This is a genomic window from Marinobacter mangrovi (genome assembly GCF_016798325.1).
In the GTDB taxonomy this organism is placed as follows: domain Bacteria; phylum Pseudomonadota; class Gammaproteobacteria; order Pseudomonadales; family Oleiphilaceae; genus Marinobacter_A; species Marinobacter_A mangrovi.
Genome location: NZ_JAERVO010000002.1, coordinates 515751 through 539684, shown reverse-complemented (window position 1 = coordinate 539684; position 23934 = coordinate 515751). Strand labels below are relative to the sequence as shown.

22 protein-coding genes are annotated in these 23934 nt (G+C 60.9%); 15 read left to right on the top strand and 7 right to left on the bottom strand.

Annotated elements, in window-relative coordinates; translation table 11 throughout:
- The first annotated feature begins 14 nt into the window (after window positions 1–14).
- The 5 genes from gatB to JL474_RS08500 all read left to right on the top strand — a co-directional run bounded on the left by gatB (window position 15) and on the right by JL474_RS08500 (window position 6100).
- Window positions 15–1466, top strand: a complete 1452-nt coding sequence (gene gatB / locus JL474_RS08520; protein WP_203141720.1) for an Asp-tRNA(Asn)/Glu-tRNA(Gln) amidotransferase subunit GatB — start codon at window positions 15–17, stop codon at window positions 1464–1466.
- A gap of 255 nt (window positions 1467–1721) precedes the next feature.
- On the top strand, window positions 1722–2111 hold the full coding sequence (locus tag JL474_RS08515) for a PilZ domain-containing protein (RefSeq protein WP_236012113.1): 390 nt from the start codon (window positions 1722–1724) through the stop codon (window positions 2109–2111).
- Between the two features lie 263 nt (window positions 2112–2374).
- On the top strand, window positions 2375–3283 hold the full coding sequence (cysD, locus tag JL474_RS08510; RefSeq protein WP_123633011.1) for a sulfate adenylyltransferase subunit CysD: 909 nt from the start codon (window positions 2375–2377) through the stop codon (window positions 3281–3283).
- Between the two features lie 42 nt (window positions 3284–3325).
- Entirely contained in the window at window positions 3326–4987 is a 1662-nt protein-coding gene (gene cysN, locus JL474_RS08505; protein ID WP_203141718.1) for a sulfate adenylyltransferase subunit CysN, read from the top strand.
- 84 nt (window positions 4988–5071) lie between these two features.
- The gene (locus JL474_RS08500) at window positions 5072–6100 is read left to right on the top strand and encodes a nucleoid-associated protein (RefSeq protein ID WP_203141717.1); all 1029 of its coding nucleotides are present in this window, start codon (window positions 5072–5074) and stop codon (window positions 6098–6100) included.
- A gap of 4 nt (window positions 6101–6104) precedes the next feature.
- Here the strand turns inward: JL474_RS08500 and trmH are convergent, their stop codons facing one another.
- On the bottom strand, window positions 6105–6842 hold the full coding sequence (gene trmH, locus JL474_RS08495) for a tRNA (guanosine(18)-2'-O)-methyltransferase TrmH (RefSeq protein WP_123632577.1): 738 nt from the start codon (window positions 6840–6842) through the stop codon (window positions 6105–6107).
- Between the two features lie 18 nt (window positions 6843–6860).
- Window positions 6861–7190, bottom strand: a complete 330-nt coding sequence (locus JL474_RS08490) for a DUF1820 family protein (protein WP_203141716.1) — start codon at window positions 7188–7190, stop codon at window positions 6861–6863.
- A gap of 189 nt (window positions 7191–7379) precedes the next feature.
- On the opposite strand from JL474_RS08490, the gene miaB reads away from it, so the two are divergent.
- Genes miaB through lnt form a run of 5 tightly spaced genes read left to right on the top strand, consistent with a single transcriptional unit; the run spans window position 7380 to window position 12610 of the window.
- Window positions 7380–8720: a tRNA (N6-isopentenyl adenosine(37)-C2)-methylthiotransferase MiaB gene (miaB, locus tag JL474_RS08485; protein WP_203141715.1), complete on the top strand. Its 1341-nt coding sequence runs from the start codon at window positions 7380–7382 to the stop codon at window positions 8718–8720.
- A gap of 57 nt (window positions 8721–8777) precedes the next feature.
- Complete coding sequence (locus JL474_RS08480; protein ID WP_203141714.1) at window positions 8778–9767, top strand: PhoH family protein; 990 nt, start codon at window positions 8778–8780, stop codon at window positions 9765–9767.
- Window positions 9764–10237 carry an rRNA maturation RNase YbeY gene (ybeY, locus tag JL474_RS08475; protein ID WP_203141713.1) on the top strand — a complete coding sequence of 158 codons (474 nt, stop codon included), beginning with the start codon at window positions 9764–9766 and terminating at the stop codon, window positions 10235–10237. The genes JL474_RS08480 and ybeY overlap by 4 nt, the downstream gene beginning before the upstream one ends.
- Window positions 10234–11079 (top strand): HlyC/CorC family transporter, encoded by an 846-nt coding sequence (locus JL474_RS08470; protein ID WP_203141712.1) that lies wholly within the window; start codon window positions 10234–10236, stop codon window positions 11077–11079. Before ybeY ends, JL474_RS08470 begins: the two co-directional genes overlap by 4 nt.
- A 19-nt stretch (window positions 11080–11098) precedes the next feature.
- The gene (lnt, locus tag JL474_RS08465; RefSeq protein WP_203141907.1) at window positions 11099–12610 is read left to right on the top strand and encodes an apolipoprotein N-acyltransferase; all 1512 of its coding nucleotides are present in this window, start codon (window positions 11099–11101) and stop codon (window positions 12608–12610) included.
- An 11-nt stretch (window positions 12611–12621) separates the two neighbouring features.
- Here lnt and JL474_RS08460 read toward each other — a convergent pair whose 3' ends face one another.
- Window positions 12622–13191 carry a zinc ribbon-containing protein gene (locus tag JL474_RS08460; protein ID WP_203141711.1) on the bottom strand — a complete coding sequence of 190 codons (570 nt, stop codon included), beginning with the start codon at window positions 13189–13191 and terminating at the stop codon, window positions 12622–12624.
- Between the two features lie 246 nt (window positions 13192–13437).
- On the opposite strand from JL474_RS08460, the gene leuS reads away from it, so the two are divergent.
- The 5 genes from leuS to JL474_RS08435 all read left to right on the top strand — a co-directional run bounded on the left by leuS (window position 13438) and on the right by JL474_RS08435 (window position 18888).
- On the top strand, window positions 13438–16023 hold the full coding sequence (leuS, locus tag JL474_RS08455) for a leucine--tRNA ligase (RefSeq protein WP_203141906.1): 2586 nt from the start codon (window positions 13438–13440) through the stop codon (window positions 16021–16023).
- A 36-nt stretch (window positions 16024–16059) separates the two neighbouring features.
- A complete protein-coding gene (locus JL474_RS08450; protein ID WP_123632584.1) occupies window positions 16060–16638 on the top strand; it encodes an LPS-assembly lipoprotein LptE in 579 nt (192 codons plus the stop codon).
- Window positions 16635–17645 carry a DNA polymerase III subunit delta gene (gene holA, locus JL474_RS08445; RefSeq protein ID WP_123632585.1) on the top strand — a complete coding sequence of 337 codons (1011 nt, stop codon included), beginning with the start codon at window positions 16635–16637 and terminating at the stop codon, window positions 17643–17645. Before JL474_RS08450 ends, holA begins: the two co-directional genes overlap by 4 nt.
- A gap of 133 nt (window positions 17646–17778) precedes the next feature.
- A complete protein-coding gene (locus tag JL474_RS08440) occupies window positions 17779–18048 on the top strand; it encodes a hypothetical protein (protein ID WP_203141710.1) in 270 nt (89 codons plus the stop codon).
- Between the two features lie 207 nt (window positions 18049–18255).
- Complete coding sequence (locus tag JL474_RS08435) at window positions 18256–18888, top strand: endonuclease (protein ID WP_203141709.1); 633 nt, start codon at window positions 18256–18258, stop codon at window positions 18886–18888.
- A gap of 88 nt (window positions 18889–18976) precedes the next feature.
- Here the strand turns inward: JL474_RS08435 and JL474_RS08430 are convergent, their stop codons facing one another.
- From JL474_RS08430 to JL474_RS08415, 4 genes are all read right to left on the bottom strand, one after another.
- The gene (locus JL474_RS08430; protein WP_123632588.1) at window positions 18977–20767 is read right to left on the bottom strand and encodes an acyl-CoA dehydrogenase C-terminal domain-containing protein; all 1791 of its coding nucleotides are present in this window, start codon (window positions 20765–20767) and stop codon (window positions 18977–18979) included.
- A gap of 210 nt (window positions 20768–20977) precedes the next feature.
- On the bottom strand, window positions 20978–22777 hold the full coding sequence (locus JL474_RS08425) for an acyl-CoA dehydrogenase C-terminal domain-containing protein (protein ID WP_123632589.1): 1800 nt from the start codon (window positions 22775–22777) through the stop codon (window positions 20978–20980).
- A gap of 221 nt (window positions 22778–22998) precedes the next feature.
- Window positions 22999–23655, bottom strand: a complete 657-nt coding sequence (locus tag JL474_RS08420) for a putative metalloprotease CJM1_0395 family protein (protein WP_203141708.1) — start codon at window positions 23653–23655, stop codon at window positions 22999–23001.
- A 25-nt stretch (window positions 23656–23680) separates the two neighbouring features.
- Window positions 23681–23929 (bottom strand): flagellar basal body rod C-terminal domain-containing protein, encoded by a 249-nt coding sequence (locus JL474_RS08415; protein WP_123633017.1) that lies wholly within the window; start codon window positions 23927–23929, stop codon window positions 23681–23683.
- Window positions 23930–23934: the final 5 nt, after the last annotated feature.

Sequence of the window (23934 nt, the reverse complement as noted above, 5' to 3'; positions counted from 1 at the left end):
AAGGACGACACATCATGCAATGGGAAGTTGTGATCGGGCTGGAAATCCACGTTCAGCTCGCCACCCAGACCAAGATCTTCTCCGGCACCAGCACCGCTTATGGCGCGGCGCCCAACACCCAGGCCAGCGCCGTTGACCTGGCAATGCCCGGCACCCTGCCGGTCGCCAACGAGCAGGCCTTCCGCTACGCCACCATGTTCGGCCTGGCGATTGATGCCGAGATCAACCGCCGATCCGTGTTCGAACGGAAAAACTACTTCTACCCGGATCTGCCTAAGGGCTACCAGACCACTCAGCTGGCACAGCCCATCGTGGGACCGGGCCACGTGGACATCCGCCTGGAAAACGGCGCCGAGAAGCGGGTTCGCATCCACCACGCGCATCTGGAAGAGGACGCCGGCAAGTCCTTGCACGAGGATTACCACGGCATGACCGGCATCGACCTCAACCGGGCCGGCACACCGCTGATCGAGATCGTCACCGAGCCGGATATGCGCTCTGCCGAAGAGGCGGTCGCTTTCGCCCGCAAACTGCATGGTCTGGTGACCTCGCTGGGTATTTGCGACGGCGATATGTCCCAGGGCTCAATGCGTTTCGACGTGAACGTCTCGATTCGACCGCAGGGCACCGATCAACTGGGCACCCGTACGGAGACCAAAAACCTGAACTCGTTCCGGTTCATGGAAGCCGCGATCCATCACGAAGTCGAACGCCAGATCGATATCCTCGAAGACGGCGGCGAAATCGTACAGGAGACCCGGCTCTATAATGGCGACCGGGACGAAAGCCGCTCCATGCGGACCAAGGAAGAAGCCAACGACTATCGTTACTTCCCCTGCCCTGACCTGCTGCCGGTGGAGATCGACGACGCCTTCATCGACAGCCTCCGCTCGGCCATGCCGGAACTGCCGGACGCCAAGGAAGCTCGCTTCAAGGCAGACTACGGCCTCTCCGACTACGATGCCGGCCTGCTGAGTAACAACGCCGCGACGGCCGATTACTTCGAGGCAACGGCCAAGACAGGCGGCGACGCCAAACTGGCCGCCAACTGGATACTGGGTGAGCTCAGCGCGCGGCTCAATGCTGCCGAACTGAACATCAAACAGAGCCCGGTATCCGCCGAACGCCTCGGCACGCTGGTGCAGCGCATTGCCGACAACACCCTGTCCTCATCCGGTGCCAAGAAGGTCTTCGAAGCGCTCTGGAACGGCGATGAGGCCGACGTCGACGCCATCATCGATCGGGAAGGCCTGAAACAGGTGTCCGATACCGGCGAACTGGAAAAGTTGGTGGACAGCGTGCTGGCCGACATGGGCGACCAGATCGAACAGTATCGCGCTGAAGACGATCCCAAGAAGCGCAAGAAGCTGATGGGCGGGTTCATGGGCCCGCTGATGAAGGCCTCCAAAGGCCAGGGCAACCCCAAGCTGCTCAACGACATCCTGCAGAAGAAGCTGGAAGGCTGAGTCGCAGGCCCGCCCCATCGGGCGGGCCTTAGTCGTTCCGGTCCCTGCGCACCCGCAAATGCGACGGCGTTCACGACACACTTCTTGCCGAATTTTGCAGACAGGTCTATGCTTTCAGGCTGTTAGCGACGATTTGTAAAATAAGATGACATGCAAAGACGACTGAGATCGGTCTGCACGTCGATCCGGAATTCAGAGCGCATTATGGGCAGTGCACCAGATCCATTTCCGTCCACACTTGGCGGGCTAAAAACCATGGGTGGCAAACCAAACCTGAGACAACAGCAACGCATCTCAACCCGGCTGTCCGTCACCGTCACCAATGAGGAAGGCAACAGCCTGACCTGCCAAACCGCCAATCTGTCCCGGGCCGGCATGATGGTCGAGTGTGAAAGCGACCGGATTGATGCCCTGATCAGCGACCGCCGAACCATTGCCCCCAAGGATCCCGTGGCCCTGGACGTTCACTTCTCCGTCCCGGTCGTCACCGTCCAGTCCGTGAACGTGGCCGCCCGCTGCCATGTGGTACACCTGCGCCGGATCTCCCGCAAGCTGTTCCACCTGGGCCTGCAATTCAGTCATTTTGAAGGCAACGGGCACGACTACGTGGACCAGTTTGTCAGCCGCAAACTGGCCGACGACTGATTCGGTTCAGGCATCGCTTTTCCCGGGATGACAGCTCGCCAACGGGCATATTGTTATATCTCTAAACTATAGTCCCCCGCCTTCTTATAGCGACCTCACCTCTGGTATAGTTTCGCTCCAAGATTGGACGCATCCGCTCCCGGAATAACCGGCCCACACGGCGCGCCTGTTCCAGCGAAAAGCGGGAACCTGGCCCGCGGTCATCGAATGACGTCCCGAATCGCATATCATCAATGGCATCCCATGCAACCGGTAACTGGATCATGACCACCTATAACCTGACGCATCTCAAGCAACTGGAAGCTGAAAGCATCCACATCATTCGGGAAGTGGCCGCTGAATTCGATAACCCGGTCATGCTCTACTCCATCGGCAAGGACTCGTCTGTGATGCTGCACCTGGCACGCAAGGCGTTCTATCCGGGCAAGATCCCGTTCAAGCTGATGCACGTAGACACGACCTGGAAGTTCAAGGAAATGATCAAGTTCCGGGACGAGCAGGCCAAAAAGTACGATCTGGATCTGATCGTCCACATCAACCAGGAAGGCGTTGATGCCGGCATCGGACCGTTCACCCACGGCAGTGCCAAGCACACCGACGTGATGAAAACCCAGTCCCTGAAGCAGGCTTTGAACAAGTACAAGTTCGATGCCGCCTTCGGGGGCGCTCGTCGCGACGAGGAGAAATCCCGCGCCAAGGAGCGGGTCTACTCCTTCCGGGACGAGTACCATCGCTGGGATCCCAAAAACCAGCGTCCCGAGCTGTGGAACATCTACAACGGCAAGATCAACAAGGGTGAAAGCATCCGGGTTTTCCCGCTGTCCAACTGGACTGAGCTGGATATCTGGCAGTACATCTATCTCGAAAACATCGAGCTTGTTCCGCTGTACTACGCCGCCGAACGCCCCGTCGTCGAGCGTGACGGCACCCTGATCATGGTGGACGACGACCGCATGCCGCTGAAAGAGGGCGAGAAGCCGATGATGAAATCGGTGCGCTTCCGGACCCTGGGTTGCTACCCGTTGACCGGCGCCATCGAGTCCAAGGCCGACACCCTGACCGACATCATCCAGGAAATGCTGCTGGCGAAGAGCTCCGAACGCCAGGGCCGTGTGATCGATCACGATTCCGCGGGCTCCATGGAGCAGAAGAAACGCGAAGGTTACTTCTAAGCCAAACGCCGACAGCCAGACAGCATCTACGGGAAAAGAACCATGTCACACCAGTCTGAATTGATCGCTGAAGATATTCACGCGTACCTGAAACAGCACGAAGAGAAAGAGCTGCTGCGTCTGCTGACCTGCGGCAGTGTGGATGATGGCAAGAGCACCCTGATCGGTCGCCTGCTCCACGACACCAAAATGATCTATGAAGATCACATGGCCAGCCTCAAGGCAGACAGCGCCAAGCTGGGCACTACCGGCGAGAAGCTGGACCTCGCCCTTCTGGTGGACGGGCTTCAGGCCGAGCGGGAACAGGGCATCACCATCGATGTGGCTTACCGCTACTTCTCCACCGACAAGCGCAAGTTCATCATCGCCGACACCCCGGGCCACGAGCAGTACACCCGGAACATGGCGACCGGCGCCTCCACCGCGCAGCTGGCCGTGGTGATGATCGACGCCCGTCACGGGGTCCTGACCCAGACGCGCCGCCACTCGTTCATCGCATCCTTGCAGGGCATCAAGCACATCGTGGTCGCCATCAACAAGATGGACCTGGTGGACTTCAGCGAAGAGCGGTTCGAGGAAATCAAGAAGGACTATCTCGAATTCGCCGAAAAGCTGGGCCTGCAGGACATTCGCTTCGTGCCGATTTCCGCGCTGGAAGGCGACAATGTCGTCAACCGCAGCGAAAACACCCCCTGGTTCACCGGTCAGCCGCTGATGGAAATCCTGGAAACCGTGGAAGTCTCCCGCGACAAGAACATGGAGCACTTCCGGTTCCCGGTGCAGTACGTCAACCGGCCCAACCTGAACTTCCGCGGATTCAGCGGCACCATCGCCTCCGGCGTGATTCGCCCGGGCGACGACATCATGGCCCTGCCCTCACGCCGTACCAGCAAGGTCAAGGAAATCGTCACCTTCGACGGCAGCCTGGACAGCGCCTACATTGATCAGGCCGTGACCCTGACCCTGGAAGATGAAATCGACGTCAGCCGTGGCGACATGCTGGTCAAGCCGGGCGACGAGCCGCTGGTCAGCAACAAGTTCGACGCGCATATCGTGTGGATGATCGACCAGCCGATGGCCCAGAACCGCCTGTACGACATCAAGCTGGGACCGAATTTCACGTCCGGCTCGGTCACGTCCGTGCACCATCAGATCGATGTCAACACGCTCGACAAGGACAGCGACCGCGACAACCTGGAACTGAACGAAATTGGCTTGTGCGAAGTCACCCTGAGCCAGCCGGTGGCGTTCGATCCATATCCGCGAAACCGCGCGACCGGAGCGTTCATCATCATCGACCGGCTGACCAACGTCACCATTGGTGCAGGCATGATCAGCGGACTGTCCAAGTCCAGCGAAGACGCCCTGCAGCCGGTCACGGCCGAGGAGCGAGAACGTCGCCTGTCCCAGAAGCCGCTGATCATCGGCTGCACTGGCACTCAGGCGCCGGAACTGGCACGGGCCATCGAACGCAAACTGTTCGACCTGGGCAAAACCAGTGTCGTGCTGACGGAAGACAATGCGGGCAACGCCGACGATCGTCGCCGCGGCGCCCAGGTCCTCACCGCACACGGCCTGATTGCCATTGCCGTCAACATTGGCGACGACATCGCGGCCGTCGGTGCGAATGCTGAAGCGGACAGTGATGTTGCCGACACCGCCGACAAACTGGTCCAGGAGCTGATCGGCAAGCAGCGGATCTGATAAGCTCTCGCCCCAGACAACACTGAACACGGCCATGACCGGTTACGACGGGTCATGGCCGTTTTGCGTTTCCAGAGGACAGCCATGGCGATTAAACAGCTGCGAATTACCTTTGCCAGCCAGATGCAACCCGGACACGAGGCCCAGGTGCGCCCCGGCAGAACCCTGTCCGAGCCCGGCGGCGATTACGAGGGCCTGCATAAACAGCTCAAACGGCTGTTCAACGCCAAACCCGGCAAGAAATACGGCCGCTTTACCGACGATATTGGCACCAGCCCGGCCAGCGCCTGGTTTCGGGATTACCTCGAGGGCAAGCAGACCTTCGAAAGTCTGACCGACAAGCTGTTCGGCCAGTGGCAGGAACTGCTGACCGGTTGTCAGGAGGAATACTTCGGTCACCTGATGCTGGTCCACGAAGCCCTGGCCGACGGCGAAGTGATCTACCTGTTTGCGCTGGAGAGCGACAGCGCCCTGCGCCTGGATCACGAGCAGAACCTGGACGCCATGGACGTGCTGAGCCTGTCACGCCTGAACCTGGCCCTGCGCCTGGAAGTGGACGACTGGCTCGGGGACCATCCTTCGGAAAACTTCCTGACGCTGGTCCATGCCCGGGGCACGGCTGAGCCGGGGGAACTGTTCATCCGCCTGGGCGGCTTCACCAACCAGGTGGACGTCGAGAAGGAAACCACGACGTTCCTGAACGCCGTCGAGGCCTTCGCCGCGCAGACCGAGGAGCCGGAGAAAGCCGGCCAGGTCCGTTCCAAGGCCTATGAATTCTGCAAGGAGCAACACGCCCTGGGCGAGCCGGTAGCCATCGATGCCCTGTCAGGCTACCTGGACGAAGAGCAGCCTGATCGCTTCCGCCAGTTCGCGTCGGAAACCCAGGAAATCCCCAACGATGCGGTGCTGCACCCGGATCACCGCAAGGTCAAGAAGCTGGTGAGAATCTCCGGGTCCGGCGGTGGGATGAGCGTGTCGTTCTCGTCGGATCTGGTGAACCAGGCGGTTTACTACGACCGGGATAGCGACGCGCTGACCATCACGCGCCTGCCCAAAGCCCTGCGGGAACAGCTGCAGCGGTATCTGGAAAACCGCGAAGAGAAAGGCGAATAGGGGATTATTTACCGGGCGGCGTGGCGAAATCTTCAGGCCGCGCCCGCTCCCGGTTGCGCCGGATATCCCGGACTTCGGTCATCCAGCCCACCCCGTCGATCAACTCCCCGGTGTCCACGTCAAAAGGCGGGTACGGCAGATTGCGGTCGTCGCAGTAGCGGGTGATTTGCGGCTGACACCAGCGGAACAACAGGCGCTCGTATTCGTCGTCCGGCATCCGCCGGCGATCGAACATACCCGCTTCGGAACGCTGACGCTGGGCCTCTGCCAGGATAATGGCGCACGCCGCCGACACGTTCAGAGATTCCACCATCCCCATCATCGGCACCACGATGTGCTCGTCCGCTTCAGCCGCCGCTTCTGCTGACACGCCATCCAGCTCATTGCCCAGCACCAACGCGCAAGGCACTGTGAAATCGACATCCCGATAATCGATGGCTCGCTCGGACAACTGTGCGGCATAGATCTGTCGCCCTTTGCCGCGCAACTCACCGATTGCGGCCGCCATATCCGGATGGGTATGCGTGGTCACCCAGTTGTGGCTGCCGCCGGCGGTCTTGCGAAAGGCGCGATAACCTTCCCGCGGCCAGACCGCGTGCATGTTGGCCACGCCAAAGGCATCGCAGGAGCGTATGATGGCGGACACGTTGCGTGGCTTATGGATCTGGTCCGTGAGCACGTGCAGGTCCGGCTGACGGCGTTCGAGGGTGCCCTTGATGCGGGCGAGTCTTTCAGGGGTCATGGCAGGTGACAGCGTCGCTCAGTCTTTGTTGCGGTTGTGGCCAGGGTTCCCGGGGAACGGCGTGACGCCACTCTTGACCCGCCCCAGCGGATGCTCGGCCGCTGCGGGTTCGACTTCGTCAATCCGCACGATGGCGTTCATGGGAATGTAGGTGCGCTGGACACCCTCGAACTCGGTCCGCAGCTTTTCCTGGGAAGGATCCACCAGCACCTGGCTGCGCTCACCGAATGTCAGCGCCTCCACTTCCAGGAAGCCGAACATTTCGCTGGGATACACATGCCCGGCGTAGATCTCGAAGACCTCGTCCTGATTGTAGAAAATGATCTTGTAGCACTTCTTGGCAACCATTCAGACAACTCCGGCGATGTTCACGCCCACTTTCGGGCCCACAAAAGGGCGCGTATGGTAACACGATGCCGCGGCAACGGGCGCTCTCCGGACAGGGCCTGTACGTAATCACCCTGTCGCCTCTGGTTGCCGTTTGATCAGACCGTTATAATAGCCCGTTTACCTTCATCCAACGATCTGTCGAGTTCCATGACCAAGAAGCTGTTTATCAAGACCCACGGCTGCCAGATGAACGAGTACGATTCATCCCGTATGGCCGACCTGCTGAAATCCGGCGAAGACGTCGAAATGACCGACAACGCGGACGATGCAGATATCCTGCTGCTGAACACCTGCTCGATCCGCGAAAAAGCGCAGGAGAAGGTGTTTCACCAGTTGGGACGCTGGAAACAGCTCAAGTCCCGCAAGCCGGAACTGGTGATCGGCGTCGGCGGCTGCGTGGCCAGCCAGGAAGGTCAGGCGATTATCGACCGGGCGCCCTATGTCGACATGGTGTTCGGCCCGCAGACCCTGCACCGCCTGCCGGAACTGATTCAGGAATCCCGCAAGGGCGGCGTGGGCGTGGTCGACGTCAGCTTCCCCGAGATCGAGAAATTCGACAACCTGCCCTCCCCCGGGGCGGAAGGCGCCTCGGCGTTCGTGTCGATCATGGAAGGCTGCTCCAAATACTGCACCTTCTGCGTCGTGCCCTACACCCGCGGCGAGGAAGTCAGCCGCCCGGTGGATGACGTGATTGCCGAAGTCGCGCACCTGGCCACCCAGGGCGTACGTGAGGTCAACCTGCTGGGCCAGAACGTCAATGCCTACCAGGGCGAAACCTACGACGGCGACACGATCGACCTGGCCGAGCTCATCACCATGATTGCGACCATCGACGGTATCGACCGCATCCGCTTCACCACCTCCCACCCGGTGGAATTCTCCGATGCGTTGATCGATGTGTACGAAACCGTGCCGGAACTGGTCAGCCACCTGCACCTGCCGGTCCAGAGCGGTTCGGATCGCATCCTGGCGGCCATGAAGCGTGGCCATACGGCGCTGGAGTACAAATCCAAGCTTCGCCGCCTGCGCAAGATCCGGCCGGACATCAGCTTTTCATCGGACTTCATCATCGGCTTCCCCGGCGAAACCGACCGGGACTTCGAGGCCACCATGAAGCTGATCGAGGACATTGGCTTCGACGTGTCCTTCAGCTTCATCTATAGCCAGCGCCCGGGCACGCCGGCGTCCGATCTGCCGGACGACACGCCGATGGACGTCAAAAAGCAGCGCCTGAGCATCCTGCAGCAGCGGATCAACCAGCAGGCGCAGGACATCAGTCGCCGCATGGTGGGCTCGACCCAACGCATCCTGGTCACCGGCCTGTCCAAGAAAGATCCGGGCGAATACGCCGGGCGCACCGAAAATAACCGGATCGTCAATTTCCGCACCGACAATCCCGATGTGGTGGGCCACTTCATCGACGTTGAAATTGTCGAAGCGCTCCCCAATTCATTAAGGGGCAGACCGGTGGACGACCGGTTGTACTAATCGATCCGCGTCGGTGACTCCGGCGCGGTCATTCCAATTTTTATCCGTGAGGACTGCTTGAACAGCGACGACGCGAAACAGTTTGATCTGAAACCTGCCGATCCCCGCCGGCTAGCCACCCTGTGCGGCCAGTTCGACGAGCACCTGAAACACATTGAGCGGCGCATGAGCGTGCGCATCGGCTACCGCGGCCACCATTTCCGGGTCGAAGGCGAGGCCGAACACGCGAGCGCCGCCGCGGAAGTCCTGCGCCACCTGTACCGGGAAACCGAGGCGCTGGACGATATCTCACCGGACATGGTGCACCTGTACATCCGGGAATCCGGATTTGAGCGCCTTCCGGACGAGAAGGCCTTCGATGGCAGCCAGATCATCATCAAGACGCCGAAGCTCCAGGCCCGTCCTCGCGGCAAGAACCAGCAGCGCTACGTGCACAGCATCCGTTCCCACGACGTCAATTTCGGCATCGGGCCGGCCGGCACCGGTAAAACGTGGCTGGCAGTCGCCTGTGCCGTGGAAGCGCTGAAAGACGAACAGGTCAAGCGAATCCTGCTGGTGCGCCCGGCGGTGGAAGCCGGCGAGAAACTCGGTTTCCTGCCCGGCGACCTTGCGCAGAAAGTGGACCCTTACCTGCGCCCCCTGTACGACGCGCTTTATGAGATGCTCGGCTTCGAGCAGGTCACCAAGCTGATCGAGAAGAGCGTGATCGAGATCGCGCCACTGGCGTTCATGCGCGGGCGAACCCTGAATAATGCGTTTATCATCCTCGACGAAAGCCAGAACACCACCCGGGAACAGATGAAAATGTTCCTGACCCGGATCGGTTTCGGCTCAACGGCGGTGATTACCGGTGACACCACCCAGGTGGACCTGCCCCGGGGCCAGCATTCCGGCCTGGTGCATGCAGCCGCCGTACTGAGCCAAGTCACGGGCATCGGATTTACCCGCTTCGACGCCCGGGACGTCGTGCGCCACCCGCTGGTCCAGCGGATCGTGGAAGCCTACGACGATCACGATGAAGCCACCGCCGGAGGCAAGACCTCGTGACCCGATTGGCGGTGGATATCCAGGTCGCCTCGGAACAAACCGACCTTCCGGACGTCGAAAGCCTGACCCGCTGGGCCAACCAGGGCTGGCAGGGAGAGGATGAGTCCGAGGTGACGCTGCGCATTGTCGACGAGGACGAGAGCGCCACGCTGAATGGCCAGTATCGTCAGAAAGACCGCCCGACCAACGTGCTGTCTTTTCCGTTTGAGCAGCCAGAGGGGATCACCGTTCCTCTGGCCGGCGATCTGGTGGTCTGCGCGGGCGTCGTGGCCCGCGAGGCCGCGGAACAGGGCAAAACCCTGGACGCCCACTGGGCACACATGGTGATTCATGGCATGCTCCACCTTCAGGGGTATGATCATATCGATGACCGGGATGCTGAAATCATGGAAACCCTGGAGATCCGCCTGCTTGCGGAACTGGGCTTCAGCAACCCCTATCTTGCAGAGGACACGGATCAAGACTCATGAGCGACGATCACTCGAGTCGCAGTCAGGGCAACAAGTCCTGGCTGGAACGTATTTCCCAGGCTTTCTCCAACGAGCCGGAATCCATCACCGACATCCTTGAAGTCCTGCGGGATGCCGAATCCGAAAACATCATCGATGCCGATGCCATGAGCATCATCGAAGGGGCCATGCAGGTCACCGACATGCGTGTCGATGAAATCATGATCCCCCGCTCGCAGATGGTCACCGTCAAGGCCAGCGCCGAGCCCAAGACGTTCCTCAACGACATCATCGAATCGGCTCACAGCCGCTTCCCGGTCATTGGCGACAACCAGGACGACGTGATTGGCGTTCTGCTGGCCAAGGACCTGCTGCCGCTGGCCATGAACAACGACCTGACCTGGAACAAGATCCGCGAGATCCTGCGCCCGCCCACCTTCGTGCCCGAGAGCAAGCGGCTGAACCAGCTGCTCAAGGAATTCAAGGAAACCCGCAACCACATGGCCATCGTGGTGGATGAGTACGGCGGTACCGCCGGCCTGATCACCATCGAGGACGTGCTGGAGCAGATCGTCGGCGAGATCGAGGACGAACACGATTTCGACGAGGAAACCCACATCAAGGCCCGGGCCGATGGCAGCTATGCCGTCAAGGCCATGACGCCGGTGGATGATTTCAACGCCTTCTTCGACACGGAGCTGGACGAAGAGGAGTTCGACACCATTGGCGGCCTCGTCCTCCGGGAATTCGGCCACCTGCCCCGGCGCGGCGAAGAGATTGAGTTTGGCGGTTTCCAGTTCACCATCCTGAACGCGGACAATCGTGTCATACGACTGATTCAGGTCCGCCGCCGTGAGTCCTGACCCAAGCCCCCTCGTGCGCATGTTCCGATTACTGGCGCTGGTGGTGGCCGGCGGGCTACAGACGCTGACGTTTGCGCCCTTCGGCTACGAGTGGCTGGCACCGCTGTCGATCCTGCTGATCCTGGCTGCCGTCATACCCGGCGGCCCGCACCGGCTATTCCTGAAAGGCTGGCTGTTCGGGCTGGGCCTGTTCGGCAGTGGCGCCTCCTGGGTCTATATTTCCATCAGCCAGTACGGCAACACCTCGGCGCCGTTGGCGGTGGTGCTCACGGCCCTGTTCGCAGCCGGGCTCGCCCTGTTTCCGGCCCTCACGTTCTGGACCTGGGGCAAGCTGGCCGGTGACCGCCCGGCCCGTCGGCTGATTCTGTTTCCCGCCTTCTGGGTTATTGGCGACTGGGTCCGCAGCTGGCTGTTGACCGGTTTCCCCTGGCTCTACCTCGGCACGGCACAGGTCGATGGCCCTCTCGCCGGCTACGCTCCGGTGACCGGCGTGCATGGGGTGACGTTCCTGATTGTCGCCTCGGCAACAGCGCTGTTCGGCGCCGCCGTGATGCTGGCCCACCGGCGCAAGGTCGCCGCCGCGGTGACCGCCGTTCTGGCCATACTGCCCTGGATCGCGGGTCCGGCCCTGGCCGGGCTCAACTGGACCCAGCGGGACGACACCCCGATGGGAATCACGGCCGTGCAGGGCAATATCCCGCAACAGATCAAATGGGACCCGAACTTCCTCAAGAAGCAGATTGCCACTTACCTGGACCTGACCGAGAACGACTGGAACCAGGACCTGATCCTCTGGCCGGAAACCGCCATCCCCGTGACCCAGGACCAGGCCGGCCCGCTGATCGAAAACCTGGCGAGCCGTCTGGGCCCCAAATCCACGCTGATTACCGGCATTCCCTGGTACGGTTTCAGTGACAAGCTGGAAGACTTCACCTTCCGCAACAGCATCATGGCGATTGGTAATGGCAACGGCATGTATTACAAGCAGAAGCTGGTGCCTTTCGGGGAATACGTCCCACTGCAGCAATACTTGCGCGGGCTGATCGGCTTCTTCGACCTGCCCATGTCGAGCTTTTCACCGGGGCCGTCCGACCAGCAACCGCTGATCGCCAACGGTCATCGGGTGATGCCGTTCATCTGTTACGAGATTGCCTATCCGGATTTCGTGGCGCGCAATGCCGCCGACACCGACCTGCTGATCACCATCAGCAACGATGGCTGGTTTGGTCATTCCATCGGACCGCTGCAGCATCTTCAGATTGCGCGAATGCGCGCACTGGAAACCGGTCGTTTTGTGCTTCGTGGAACCAATAACGGCGTGACCGCCATCATCGACGATCGCGGCCAGATCGTTGATCGGATTCCACAGTTCAAGAAAGAAATTATGCGCGGAGAGGTCTATGCGGTGACGGGGGCCACGCCCTTCATGACGACCGGGTCCTGGCCGATCCTGATCCTGGCCATGATCCTGGTGGTGTTTGCCCGGCCCCGGATCATACCGGAGCCGAGTCGCCAGACCCACGCCGGCTGAGACGCCGGGGGCTAATCTGCCGTATCGCCGCTGACCTCCGGATCATGGGGCCAGCGCGCGGTCACCCGCTCGAAGTAGTGCGAGCCACATGCCTCACAAGGCTCGATGTGGCTGGTTTCAACCAGACAGACCATGTGACCGCAGGACACGCAGCGCAGTACCCCGGCCGTGGCGATCTCGCCACTGATGTACTGTCCCGGCTGATGATGCAGCTTGTGGTCCAGCTCCAGGGTATCCAGACGGGTCTTGTCGGCCACTGAAAACAGCAGATCCAGCAATTGATGCTCGATCAGCGCCAGGTCCAGTCGCAACCACTCCCCGACCCCCTCGCCGGTTTCACCCACGAAGTGCATGAGGTGGGAGACATCCCGACGGACATAGGCCGCGAGCAGGTCAACCTCCTCCCGGGTCAACTCCTCCAGGCCGTTCTCGAATTCCACCGCCTCATCAACCGCGTCACGCAAACTGTCCCAGCTCTTGCGCTCCATCTGATTGAGGCGATTCACCACGCGCTCAAGCATGCGGTTGTAGACTTTCAGAGCCTGTCCGGTAAAGGCCGGTTTCTCGTCATTCTCACTCATGACCATCTCCTCGCACGGAAAACCATCAGTGGATACACCTGTCTGATTGCAGTTTGGCACACTCCAAGTATGACTGCCGAGGCACTTTTCCAGTATGGGGGCCGGATCATACGCGGCAGGCTACCTGTCGGGCCTCGTGTGCGTTAAAATGCGCGGTCTCCCCGTGACGGAAACGCCAGCGTCACGCGTATTGAACCGATATGGCCAACACCGACCGACAACAGGGTAACCTCAGTAATGGCAGGAATGGACGAGCAATATCGCCCGCAGGAAATCGAGAAAAAGGCCCAGCAGTTCTGGGAAACCAATGACACCTTCTCGGTGAAGGAAGAGCCCGGCAAACCAAAGTACTACTGCCTGTCCATGTTCCCGTACCCCAGCGGCAAGCTGCACATGGGGCATGTCCGCAACTACACCATCGGCGATGTCATCAGCCGTTACCAGCGCATGCAGGGCAAGAACGTCCTGCAGCCGATGGGCTGGGACGCTTTCGGCCTGCCCGCGGAAAACGCGGCGGTGAAGAACAAGTCCGCGCCTGCCAAGTGGACCTACGCCAATATCGAATACATGAAGGACCAGCTGCGCCAGCTGGGCTTCGGCTATGACTGGAAGCGGGAACTGGCCACCTGCTCGCCGGACTACTACAAGTGGGAGCAGTGGTTCTTCACCAAGCTCTACGAGAAAGGCCTCGTCTACAAGAAGATGGCCACCGTCAACTGGGATCCGGTGGACCAGACGGTTCTGGCCAACGAGCAGGTGGTCGACGGTCGCGGCTGGCGCTCCGGAGCTCTGGTGGAGCAGAAGAAAATTCCCCAGTGGTTCATCAAGATCACCGACTACGCCGAAGAGCTGCTGGACGACCTGGACGCCATGAACGAATGGCCGGAACAGGTGCGCACCATGCAGCGCAACTGGATCGGCAAGTCCACCGGTGTCGAGCTGACGTTCCCGCTCGACGGCCGTGACGACGAGCTGCGGGTCTACACCACACGCCCGGACACGCTGATGGGTGTGACCTACATGGCGGTGGCCGCCGAGCACCCGCTGGCCAAGGCGGCGGCCGAACGCAACCGGGAAGTCGGCAACTTCGTCGAGAGCTGCCGCAACAGCAAGGTGGCCGAAGCCGACCTGGCGACCATGGAAAAACAGGGCATCGATACCGGCTTCAAGGCCGTGCATCCGCTGACCCAGGACCTGATCCCGGTCTACGTGGCCAACTTTGTCCTTATGGATTACGGCACCGGTGCATTGATGGCGGTGCCGGGCCACGATGAGCGTGACCACGAATTCGCCCTGAAATACCGCCTGCCGATCCGTCAGGTGATTTCCTCGAAAGACCACAAGGAAATCGACATCCAGGAAGCGGCCTTCACTGAAAAGGGCTATCTGGTCAATTCCGGCAAGTACAACGGCCTGACCAGCGAGGAAGCCTTCGAGGACATCGCGGATCACCTGGAGAAAGCCGGCATCGGCGAGCGTAAGGTCAACTACCGCCTGCGCGACTGGGGTGTTTCCCGCCAGCGTTACTGGGGTGCACCGATTCCGATGATGACGCTGGAAGACGGCACCGAAATGCCGGTCCCCGAAGACCAGCTGCCGGTCCGCTTGCCGGAAGACGTGGAAATGGACGGTGTGAAATCGCCCATCAAGGCGGATCCGGAATGGGCCAAGACGTCCTATAACGGTCAGCCAGCCACCCTGGAAACCGATACCTTCGACACCTTCATGGAGTCGTCCTGGTACTACGCCCGCTTTGCCTGCCCCGACTACAAGGAAGGCATGCTCGACCCGGCCGCCGCCAACTACTGGCTGCCGGTCGATCAATACATCGGCGGTATCGAGCACGCCATCCTGCACCTGCTTTACGCGCGTTTCTTCCACAAGCTGATGCGTGATGTGGGTCTGGTGGAGAGCTCCGAGCCGTTCAAGCGCCTGCTCTGTCAGGGCATGGTGCTGGCCGAGACCTATTTCCGCGACGACGCGAACGGCGGCAAGGAATGGATCTCGCCCAGCGACGTGGAAGTCGAGCGCAACGACAAGGGCCAGCCCGTCAGTGCCAAACACAAGCAGGATGGACAACCCGTCGAGTCCGGCGGCATCTCCAAGATGTCCAAGTCGAAGAATAACGGCATCGACCCGCAGGCCATCATCGACCAGTTCGGTGCCGACACCGTTCGCCTGTTCATCATGTTCGCCGCCCCACCGGAGCAGTCGCTTGAGTGGTCCGACAGTGGCGTGGAAGGCGCACACCGCTTCATCAAGCGTCTGTGGCGCATGGTCCACGAGCACGCCAGCGGCGGCAGCGCTCCGACCCTGAATGTTGAAGACCTGACCGACTCCCAGCGCAACCTGCGTCGCAAGACGCACGAAACCATCGCCAAGGTCAGCGATGACGTGAGTCGCCGCCTGACGTTCAACACCGCCATTGCCGCGGTGATGGAATTGCTGAACGAAGTCAGCAAGCTGGAAGTGACAGCGGACTCGGATCGCGCCGTCGTCCAGGAAGCCCTGGATACCGCGGTGCTGTTGCTGTCGCCGATTACGCCGCACGTCTGCCACAGCCTCTGGGAGGCCCTGGGTCACCCCGAAGCGGTAGTGGATGCCAACTGGCCGGACGCCGACGAATCCGCCATGGTTCGCTCGACCATCCAGATGGTCCTGCAGGTCAACGGCAAGGTGCGCTCCAAGGTGGACGTGCCGGCCAACCTGCCCAAGGATGCCCTGGAAGCCCTGGCCCTGGATGATGAAAACGTCCAGCGCTTTACCGACGGCAAAACCGTCCGCAAAGTGATCGTGGTGCCGGGCAAGCTGGTGAATATCGTCGCCAACTGATCGGACAATACAGTCATCGCCGGGCCGGGAGCTGTCATGGCAAGGAAATCGGAAAAGCTGTCATTTCGCACGCCACTGCTACTGGGCGCCGCACTGCTGATTAGCGGTTGCGGCTTCCAGTTGCGGGGCGCGCCACCCGTTGCGGAGGCGCTGCAACCGCTGAGTCTGGAATGCGATGGCAGCGTGCCCTACGAGCTGTGTGAGACCGTTCGCCAGCAACTTGACGATGGCGGTATCAAAATGGCTGAACCGGCCGATGCGGCCTACCGGGTCAAGCTCAACGGCTTCAAACAGAGCCGGCGGGCCAGCGCCATCCAACTGGATGCGTCGGCCGCCGAATACGACTTGCGCCAGTCCCTGAACGTCAACGTCGTCAGCCACGACCAGATACCGGTACTGGCAGACGCGGAAGTACGCACCAGCGAAATCTACAGCTATGACGACACCAACGTCCTGGCCAAGCGCCGCGAGGAAGAGACGATTCGCGAGACACTCCACCAGCGCCTGGCCCAGCAGGTGATCTTCCGGCTGGCGCCGCTCACCGATGAGCGCCTGAAAGTCATCCGGGACGACTACGAAAAGTCCCAGACCCAGCAGCCCGCGGAGTCGCAATGAAGACCAACCCGGCCCAGCTCGATCAGGTCCTGTCCCGCGGGCTGGCACCGGTCTACCTGGTGTCCGGGGACGAGCCGTTGCTGGTACAGGAGTGCTGCGACAGGATTCGGGCCAAAGCCCGGGAAGCCGGCTATAACGACCGTCAGATCTTCCATAACGACCGCAGCATGGACTGGAACCAGGTTGGTGAAGAGCTCAACGCCCTGTCCCTGTTTGCAGAGCGTCGCCGCATCGAAATCCACCTGCCCACCGGCAAGCTGGGTGACGGCCGCAAGGTCCTGGAACAGGTGCTCCAGTCGCCTCCCGACGACATCATCCTGATCCTGATCAGCATCCGCCTGGATGCTGCTGAAATCCGGCGCAAGTGGTACAAACAGCTCCAGGACAAAGGCGTCCATGTGCCGGTGTGGCCGGTCGACGCGGACAAGTTCCCGGGCTGGCTGCAGCAGCGGGCCCGAGCCCAGGGACTGACGCTCACCCAGGGCGCCCTCACGGAGCTGGCTGAACGCCTGGAAGGTAACCTGCTGGCCGCCAGTCAGGAGATCGATCGACTCGCCCTACTGGCGCCGGACAAGACCGTCGACGAAGAGATCGTGAACCAGGCGGTTCTGGACAGCGCCCGTTTCAGCGTGTTCGAGCTGGTGGGTGACATCCTGTCCGGTAAGGCCGAGCAGGCCCATCGGATCATCGGTATCCTGCAGCAGGAAGAGGATAGCCCCCTGGGCCTCCTCGCCATTCTCAGCCGGGACCTGCGCATGACCGGCCGACTTCAGTCCGCCCTGCAACGCCGGGAAACCGCCAAGGACTTTTTTCGCAGCAACAACATCCGCCAACCCCAGCGCATGCGCCAACTCGAACAGGCCGCCCGGCGACTGCGCCCACCCCAGATTCGCCAGGCGCTGATCCGCTGCAGCGACATCGATCGCAGCGCCAAGGGCTATGACAGCCTGTCCCCCTGGCACTACCTGCGCACGCTTACCACCGAACTGGCGGCGATCCGCCGCTGAATCTTTGATTCAGGACAAGAAGTCGCCCGATAAATGGGTACATAGCCCGTCAGTGTCCGGCTTCTGTTGACAGCTTGTCGACCTCAGGCGCATCGTTTAACCAACGCTGATATTCCCAGCCGGAGGAACAACGATGGGTTGGAAAAATGATCTGCAAAAGCTCTCGGATACCCTGAAACAGCAGCGGGATGAGCTCCGCCTGCAGCTCCACCTCGCCCGCCAGGATGTGCGGGACGAATGGGACGACATGGAAGACTACTGGAATCAGTTCAAGCACAAGCTGGACGATCTGCTGCACGACGCCTCGGACGCCTCCGAGGAAGCCTATCGCACCGCCCATGACATCGGCGAGGACCTGAAAGACGGTTACCAGCGGATCCGTAGCCGCCTGAAAGACCTGTAGCCTGCCTCTTGGCCGATCCGGCCAACTCCATGCCGACTGCCCATTTTTGTAAAAAATGCGGTACCGCCTCACAGACGGGGCGACCGCTTTGCCTAAACTTTGTACACAACACGGTCTTCATCCATCGGATGGAAGGCGTGGTGCTCTCGGGCACATGAGGCCCAATCGGCAATGACAATAAAAGGCGAGTCAGGTTAAAAAGACACCATGAAAACACGACACATCCTGATGACCGTGGCTCTGGTGCTGAGTGGCCAGGCCAGCTCACAAACCACGTTCTCTGACCCGGACGCGGTGGCCAACGATATTTTCTGGAACAAGCTCTACCAGGACGGCGGCAAAACTTTTTTCTGCCAGAAGCCGTTCAATGGCAAGTCGTTCCTGTTGTCGGCGGGCTACATCTACCCGCTGAGTCATGTGCGTAACGCCCTGCATTGTGGGTCTCCCAGCCAGTGTGAGCGGGAGAGCGACGTCTACCGCTACATTGCGTCGGATCTGCACAATATGATCCCGGTGGAAACCCAGGTGGAAATGCGACGACGCAGTGCCAAATATGCCCAGTTGGGTGAGCGCGTTGACGTCAACGAATGCGGTATCCGCGAAAGCCTCCAGAACATCGAGCCACCGGATGCCATCAAGGGCGATGTGGCGCGTGGCGTGGCCTATATGGTCAAGACCTATGATCTGCCGCTGATTGCCTCACCACAAGTGCTGGCGAGCTGGAATGCGGGCGATCCGCCCGACGACCAGGAGCTGGCCCGCAACCAACGCATCTCGGACATTCAGGGCAGCGATAATCCCTTCATCAGCCAACCCGATCTGCTGGACAGCAATATCTGACGCGTCAGCACACCTTTTCCCGACCCCAAACAAAAGGGCCGCCTGATCACCAGGCGGCCCTTTTGATGTGGTCAACCTCAAAGAGCGATTAGAACTCTTCCGCGGTCAGGTCCATCATTGATGCACTGCCACTGCGGATGCCCTCGGCCAGAGACACGGTCTTTGGCAGCATCCGATCAAAGTAGAAGCGTGCCGTCTTCAGTTTACCCGTGTAGAAACCGGAAGTATCACCTTCGGCCTTCGGCGCCGCCGCCTTGACAATGCGCGCCCACATGTAGGCCAGCGCCGTCAGGCCGAACAGGTCGAGATAGTCCACGGACGCTGCCCCGACTTCGTTCGGGTTCTCGGCCGACGCCTTGATCACGCTTTCAGTCACATCCGCCAGACGCTCCAGGGAGGCCGCGAGCGGCTCCAGATAGGGACGCAGGGCTGCATCGTTCTGGTTGGCTTCGATGAACGCGCCCACATCTTCGGCAAACAGCTCGAAGAAGCGACCGCCGTTGGCGACCACCTTGCGGCCCATCAGATCCAGTGCCTGGATGCCGTTGGCGCCTTCGTAGATCTGGGTGATGCGTACATCACGGACCAACTGCTCCTGGCCCCATTCACGGATGAAGCCGTGGCCACCAAACACCTGCTGGCCGATCACACAGGCGTCCAGGCCGCGATCGGTCAGGAACGCTTTGGCCACCGGCGTCAGCAGGGCCACCATGGCTTCGCCGTGCTGGCGACGTTCATCGTCTTCCGCGTACTTGGCGATGTCCAGCCACTGGGCCACGTAGGTGGAGAAGGCGCGACCGCCTTCGACATAACCTTTCATGGTCAGCAACATTCGGCGCACGTCCGGGTGCACGATGATCGGATCCGCGGCTTTCTCTTTCTCTTGCGCACCGGTCGGCGCCCGGCTCTGCAGACGCTCCAGGGCATATTCCCGGGCGCTCTGCAGGGACGCCTCAGCGGCGCCGATACCCTGGATGCCCACACCCAGACGCTCGTAGTTCATCATCGTGAACATGGCAGCCAGCCCCTTATTGGGCTCGCCCACCAGCCAGCCTTTGGCGCCGTCGAAGTTCATGACACAGGTGGCAGACGCCTTGATGCCCATCTTCTTCTCAATCGAGCCACAGGCCAGCGTGTTACGCTCACCCAGTGAGCCGTCCTCATTGACCAGGAACTTCGGCACCAGGAACAGGGAGATGCCCTTCGGCCCCTTGGGCGCGTCCGGCAGCTTGGCGAGAACCAGGTGGATGATGTTCTCCGCCATGTCGTGCTCGCCCCAGGTGATGAAGATCTTGGTCCCGGTGACGTTGTAGGAGCCGTCATCGTTCGGCTCGGCCTTGGTGCGGATGATGCCCAGATCCGTGCCGGCGTGGGGCTCGGTCAGGTCCATGGCGCCGGACCAGGTGCCGGCATACATGTTGGGCAGGTACTTCTCTTTCAGCTCCTGGCTGCCGTGGGCGTCCAGTGCCAGGCAGGCACCAGCAGTCAGCATCGGCGCCAGGCCGAAGGCCATGTTGGACGCCTGGATCATTTCCTCGAACTGGGCGACCAGCGTCTTGGGCATCCCCATGCCGCCAAACTCAGGGTTACCACCGAGGCCGTTCCAGCCGCCTTCCACGATGGTCTGGTAAGCCTCCTTGAAACCTTCCGGTGTAGAGACCTCGCCGTCATTCCACTTGCAGCCCTGTTCGTCCGCTTCACGATTCAGGGGAGCCAGAACGCCACCGGCGATCTTGCCGGCTTCCTCGAGAATGGCGTCCGCGGTCTCGGGGTCCACGTTTTCCGCCACTTTGGGCAGGGAGGCCCACAGGGCCGGAGCGTCAAAGACTTCGTTCATGACGAATCGGATGTCACGCAGGGGTGCCTGATAATCTGCCATCAATCAATTCCTCTCTGTACGGGCGTGAACAGACGTAATCGTTATTATTGATCGGGATTCTAACCGAAAACCGGACCGGCTCTCACTGCCTGATCTTCGTCGAAAAGACCCTTTTGGATGAGTCGCCGGCCCCAAAGAACCGGTAGCCTACGAAAAAGCCCGCCTCCTTCGGAGTGCGGGCTTTCCTTGCCTTACAACCTGCGCGTCACATCAGAACGCGAAGTGGTCTTCCGGCAGGTCCATCAGGCTGTCGGCGCCGGCCAGCATGCTCTCTGCATGGCCTTTGGAGCGCGGCAGCAGGCGCTTGAAGTAGAAGCGCGCGGTCTGGACCTTGGCGTTGTAGAAGGCTTCCTCGGAGGTGCCTTCCGCCATGGCGTCCAGCGCTACCTTGGCCATGCGGGCCCACAGGTAGGCGAAGACCGCGTAACCGGAGTACATCAGGTAGTCGACCGAAGCCGCACCCACTTCGTCCCGGTTCTTCATGGCGTTCATGCCGATCTTCATGGTCAGATCGCCCCACTCCTTGTTGATCGCCTGCAGCGGCTCAACAAATTCCTTCAGCTGTTCGTTGTCGGCGTTTTCCTTGCAGAACACGTGAACCTGCTTGGTAAAGCCTTTCAGCGACTCGCCCTGGCTCATCAGGACCTTACGGCCCAGCAGGTCCAGCGCCTGGATACCGGTGGTGCCCTCGTAGATCATGCCGATCCGGGCGTCACGAACGTTCTGCTCCATGCCCCACTCGGAGATGAAACCGTGACCACCGAAGACCTGCATGCCCAGGTTGGCAGACTCGTAACCGATTTCGGTCAGGAACGCCTTGGCGATCGGGGTCAGGAAGCCGAGCATTTCGTCAGCGGCCTTGCGCTCTTCCTCGGTCTTGCCCTGGTGCACGATGTCCGCCTGCTGGGCGGCCAGATAGATCAATGCACGTGCGGCTTCGGCCACGGACTTCTGGGTCAGCAGCATGCGGCGCACGTCCGGGTGAACGATGATCGGATCCGCCGGGCCGTCCGGGTTCTTGGCACCGTTCAGGGAACGCATGGCCAGACGCTCTTTGGCATAGGTCAGTGAACCCTGGAAGCCCAGTTCCGCCGCGCCCAGCCCCTGGATCGCAGTACCGATACGGGCGGTGTTCATGAAGGTGAACATGCAGTTCAGGCCCTTGTTTTCCGGCCCGATCAGCCAGCCCTTGGCGCCGTCGAAGTTCATGACACAGGTGGCGTTACCGTGGATGCCCATCTTGTGCTCGATGGAACCACAGGACACGGCGTTGCGCTCGCCCACGGAACCGTCTTCGCTCGGCAGGAACTTGGGCACGATGAACAGGGAGATGCCCTTGGTGCCTTCCGGTGCACCCGGCAGACGCGCCAGGACGATGTGGACAATGTTCTCGGCCATGTCGTGCTCACCGGCGGAGATGAAGATCTTGGTGCCGGAAATGCTGTAGGAACCGTCGGCGTTCGGCTCGGCCTTGGAACGCAGGATGCCCAGGTCAGAGCCACAATGCGGCTCGGTCAGACACATGGTACCGGTCCACTCACCGGAGATCAGTTTGGTCAGGTAGACCTGCTTCTGCTCTTCGGAACCATGCTGCTCGATGGTGTTGGTCGCACCGTGGCTCAGCCCCGGGTACATACCCCAGGACCAGTTGGAGGTGCCGACCATTTCGCTGATCACGATGCCGATGGAGCTCGGCAGGCCCTGACCACCGTAGTTGGGATCGGCGGTCATGGACGGCCAGCCGCCTTCCACGTACTGCTGGTAGGCTTCCTTGAAGCCGGTCGGCGTCTTGACGCCCTCTTCGCTCCAGGTACAGCCTTCCTGGTCGCCGACCTGGTTCAGCGGGGACAGGACCTGCTCACAGAACTTGCCACCTTCCTGGATAATCGCGTCGACCATATCCGGAGTCGCGTCTTCGGCACCTTCCAGGTTGGCGTAATGCTGTTCGCTGTCCAGAAGCTCGGACATCACAAATTTAATGTCACGCAGGGGCGCTTTGTACTCAGGCATGGGTTACACCTCATTCTCGGTCGTGTCCGTCGGGATCCGCGGAGCACTGGCCTTGGTTTGGCACATGGGCAGGCGCAGGCGCTCTACCCGTTAATTAAACGGTTGTTTGAAACATACGTTTGTAAGTGGGCGCGTGTCAAGAGTCCGGTGAGCAATTTATGCGATCCGTATCATGCCTTGGAGAGTGCCTCTGCCGGGGCGGCAGGCCTTGCAGGGAGGGATCAGGCAGTTGCCTGGAATGCCGTAGTTGGCTCGTCCGATTCGAGGCCGGTCAGCCCTTCGACACGGCGATAGGTGGCCCCGGCGGCATGGCTGGCAGACGCTGGAGTGTCACCCTCCTCAGCGCCCGCTGATGAGGTTGCGCGACCGCTTTCCTCCGCCCTTTCGACCTGGGCCTGCAGCAGGATCTGCATGGCCTGCGCCGCTACCTGCCGATCCTGGGACGACGGCTGTGCCGGCGCCAGAGCCGCGGCTCGGACGGTGCGCATCTTGTCGATCGTTGCCTGGGGGTTACCGGATACCGGTGAGATATCGATCGGGACTTCACCCTCGGTCGCGTACTGGGCGCCATCGGGACCACGGGTGTAGGTAAAACTGGCGGCGCCGGCATGTTGGCCCCCGGCGGACTGGTGTGCCGACTCGTGCGCGCGCACTTCCCGGTCGCGCGACTTCAGGTCACGCAGTTCCGCCAGATCCGAATCATCAAGCGATGCATCCGATTCTGCACCCTGGGCGCGGGCTTTAATGGCTTCGGTGGGAGAATCCGCCTTGGCGGGACTGGCATCCGCCTTATTCGACGGCGCGCCAGAGCGTTGTCCGGACGCCGACGATGTGGCGTAAGGAAGCGATGTTCCAATAGACCCGAGAGAAACGGTCACCGCAGGGCTCCATCAGCTATGCGGATCAGGCCATGACGTCGAGCAACGACCCAAGCGTCTCGTCGGCGGTTTTCACCACCTGCGCAGAGGCCTCGACGTTGCGTGCATACAGCTTCATATCGACGATGGGTTCAATCAGATCGTTACTGCTTTCGGCGCTGCCCTGGGGGCCATCCGTACCGGCACGGGCGATTTTGCGGGCGGATGCTTCCATCCCGGCCATGCCGTCCTGGACGCCCTGAACACCGATCGCGAAACTGTTGTTACTGATCATCATGG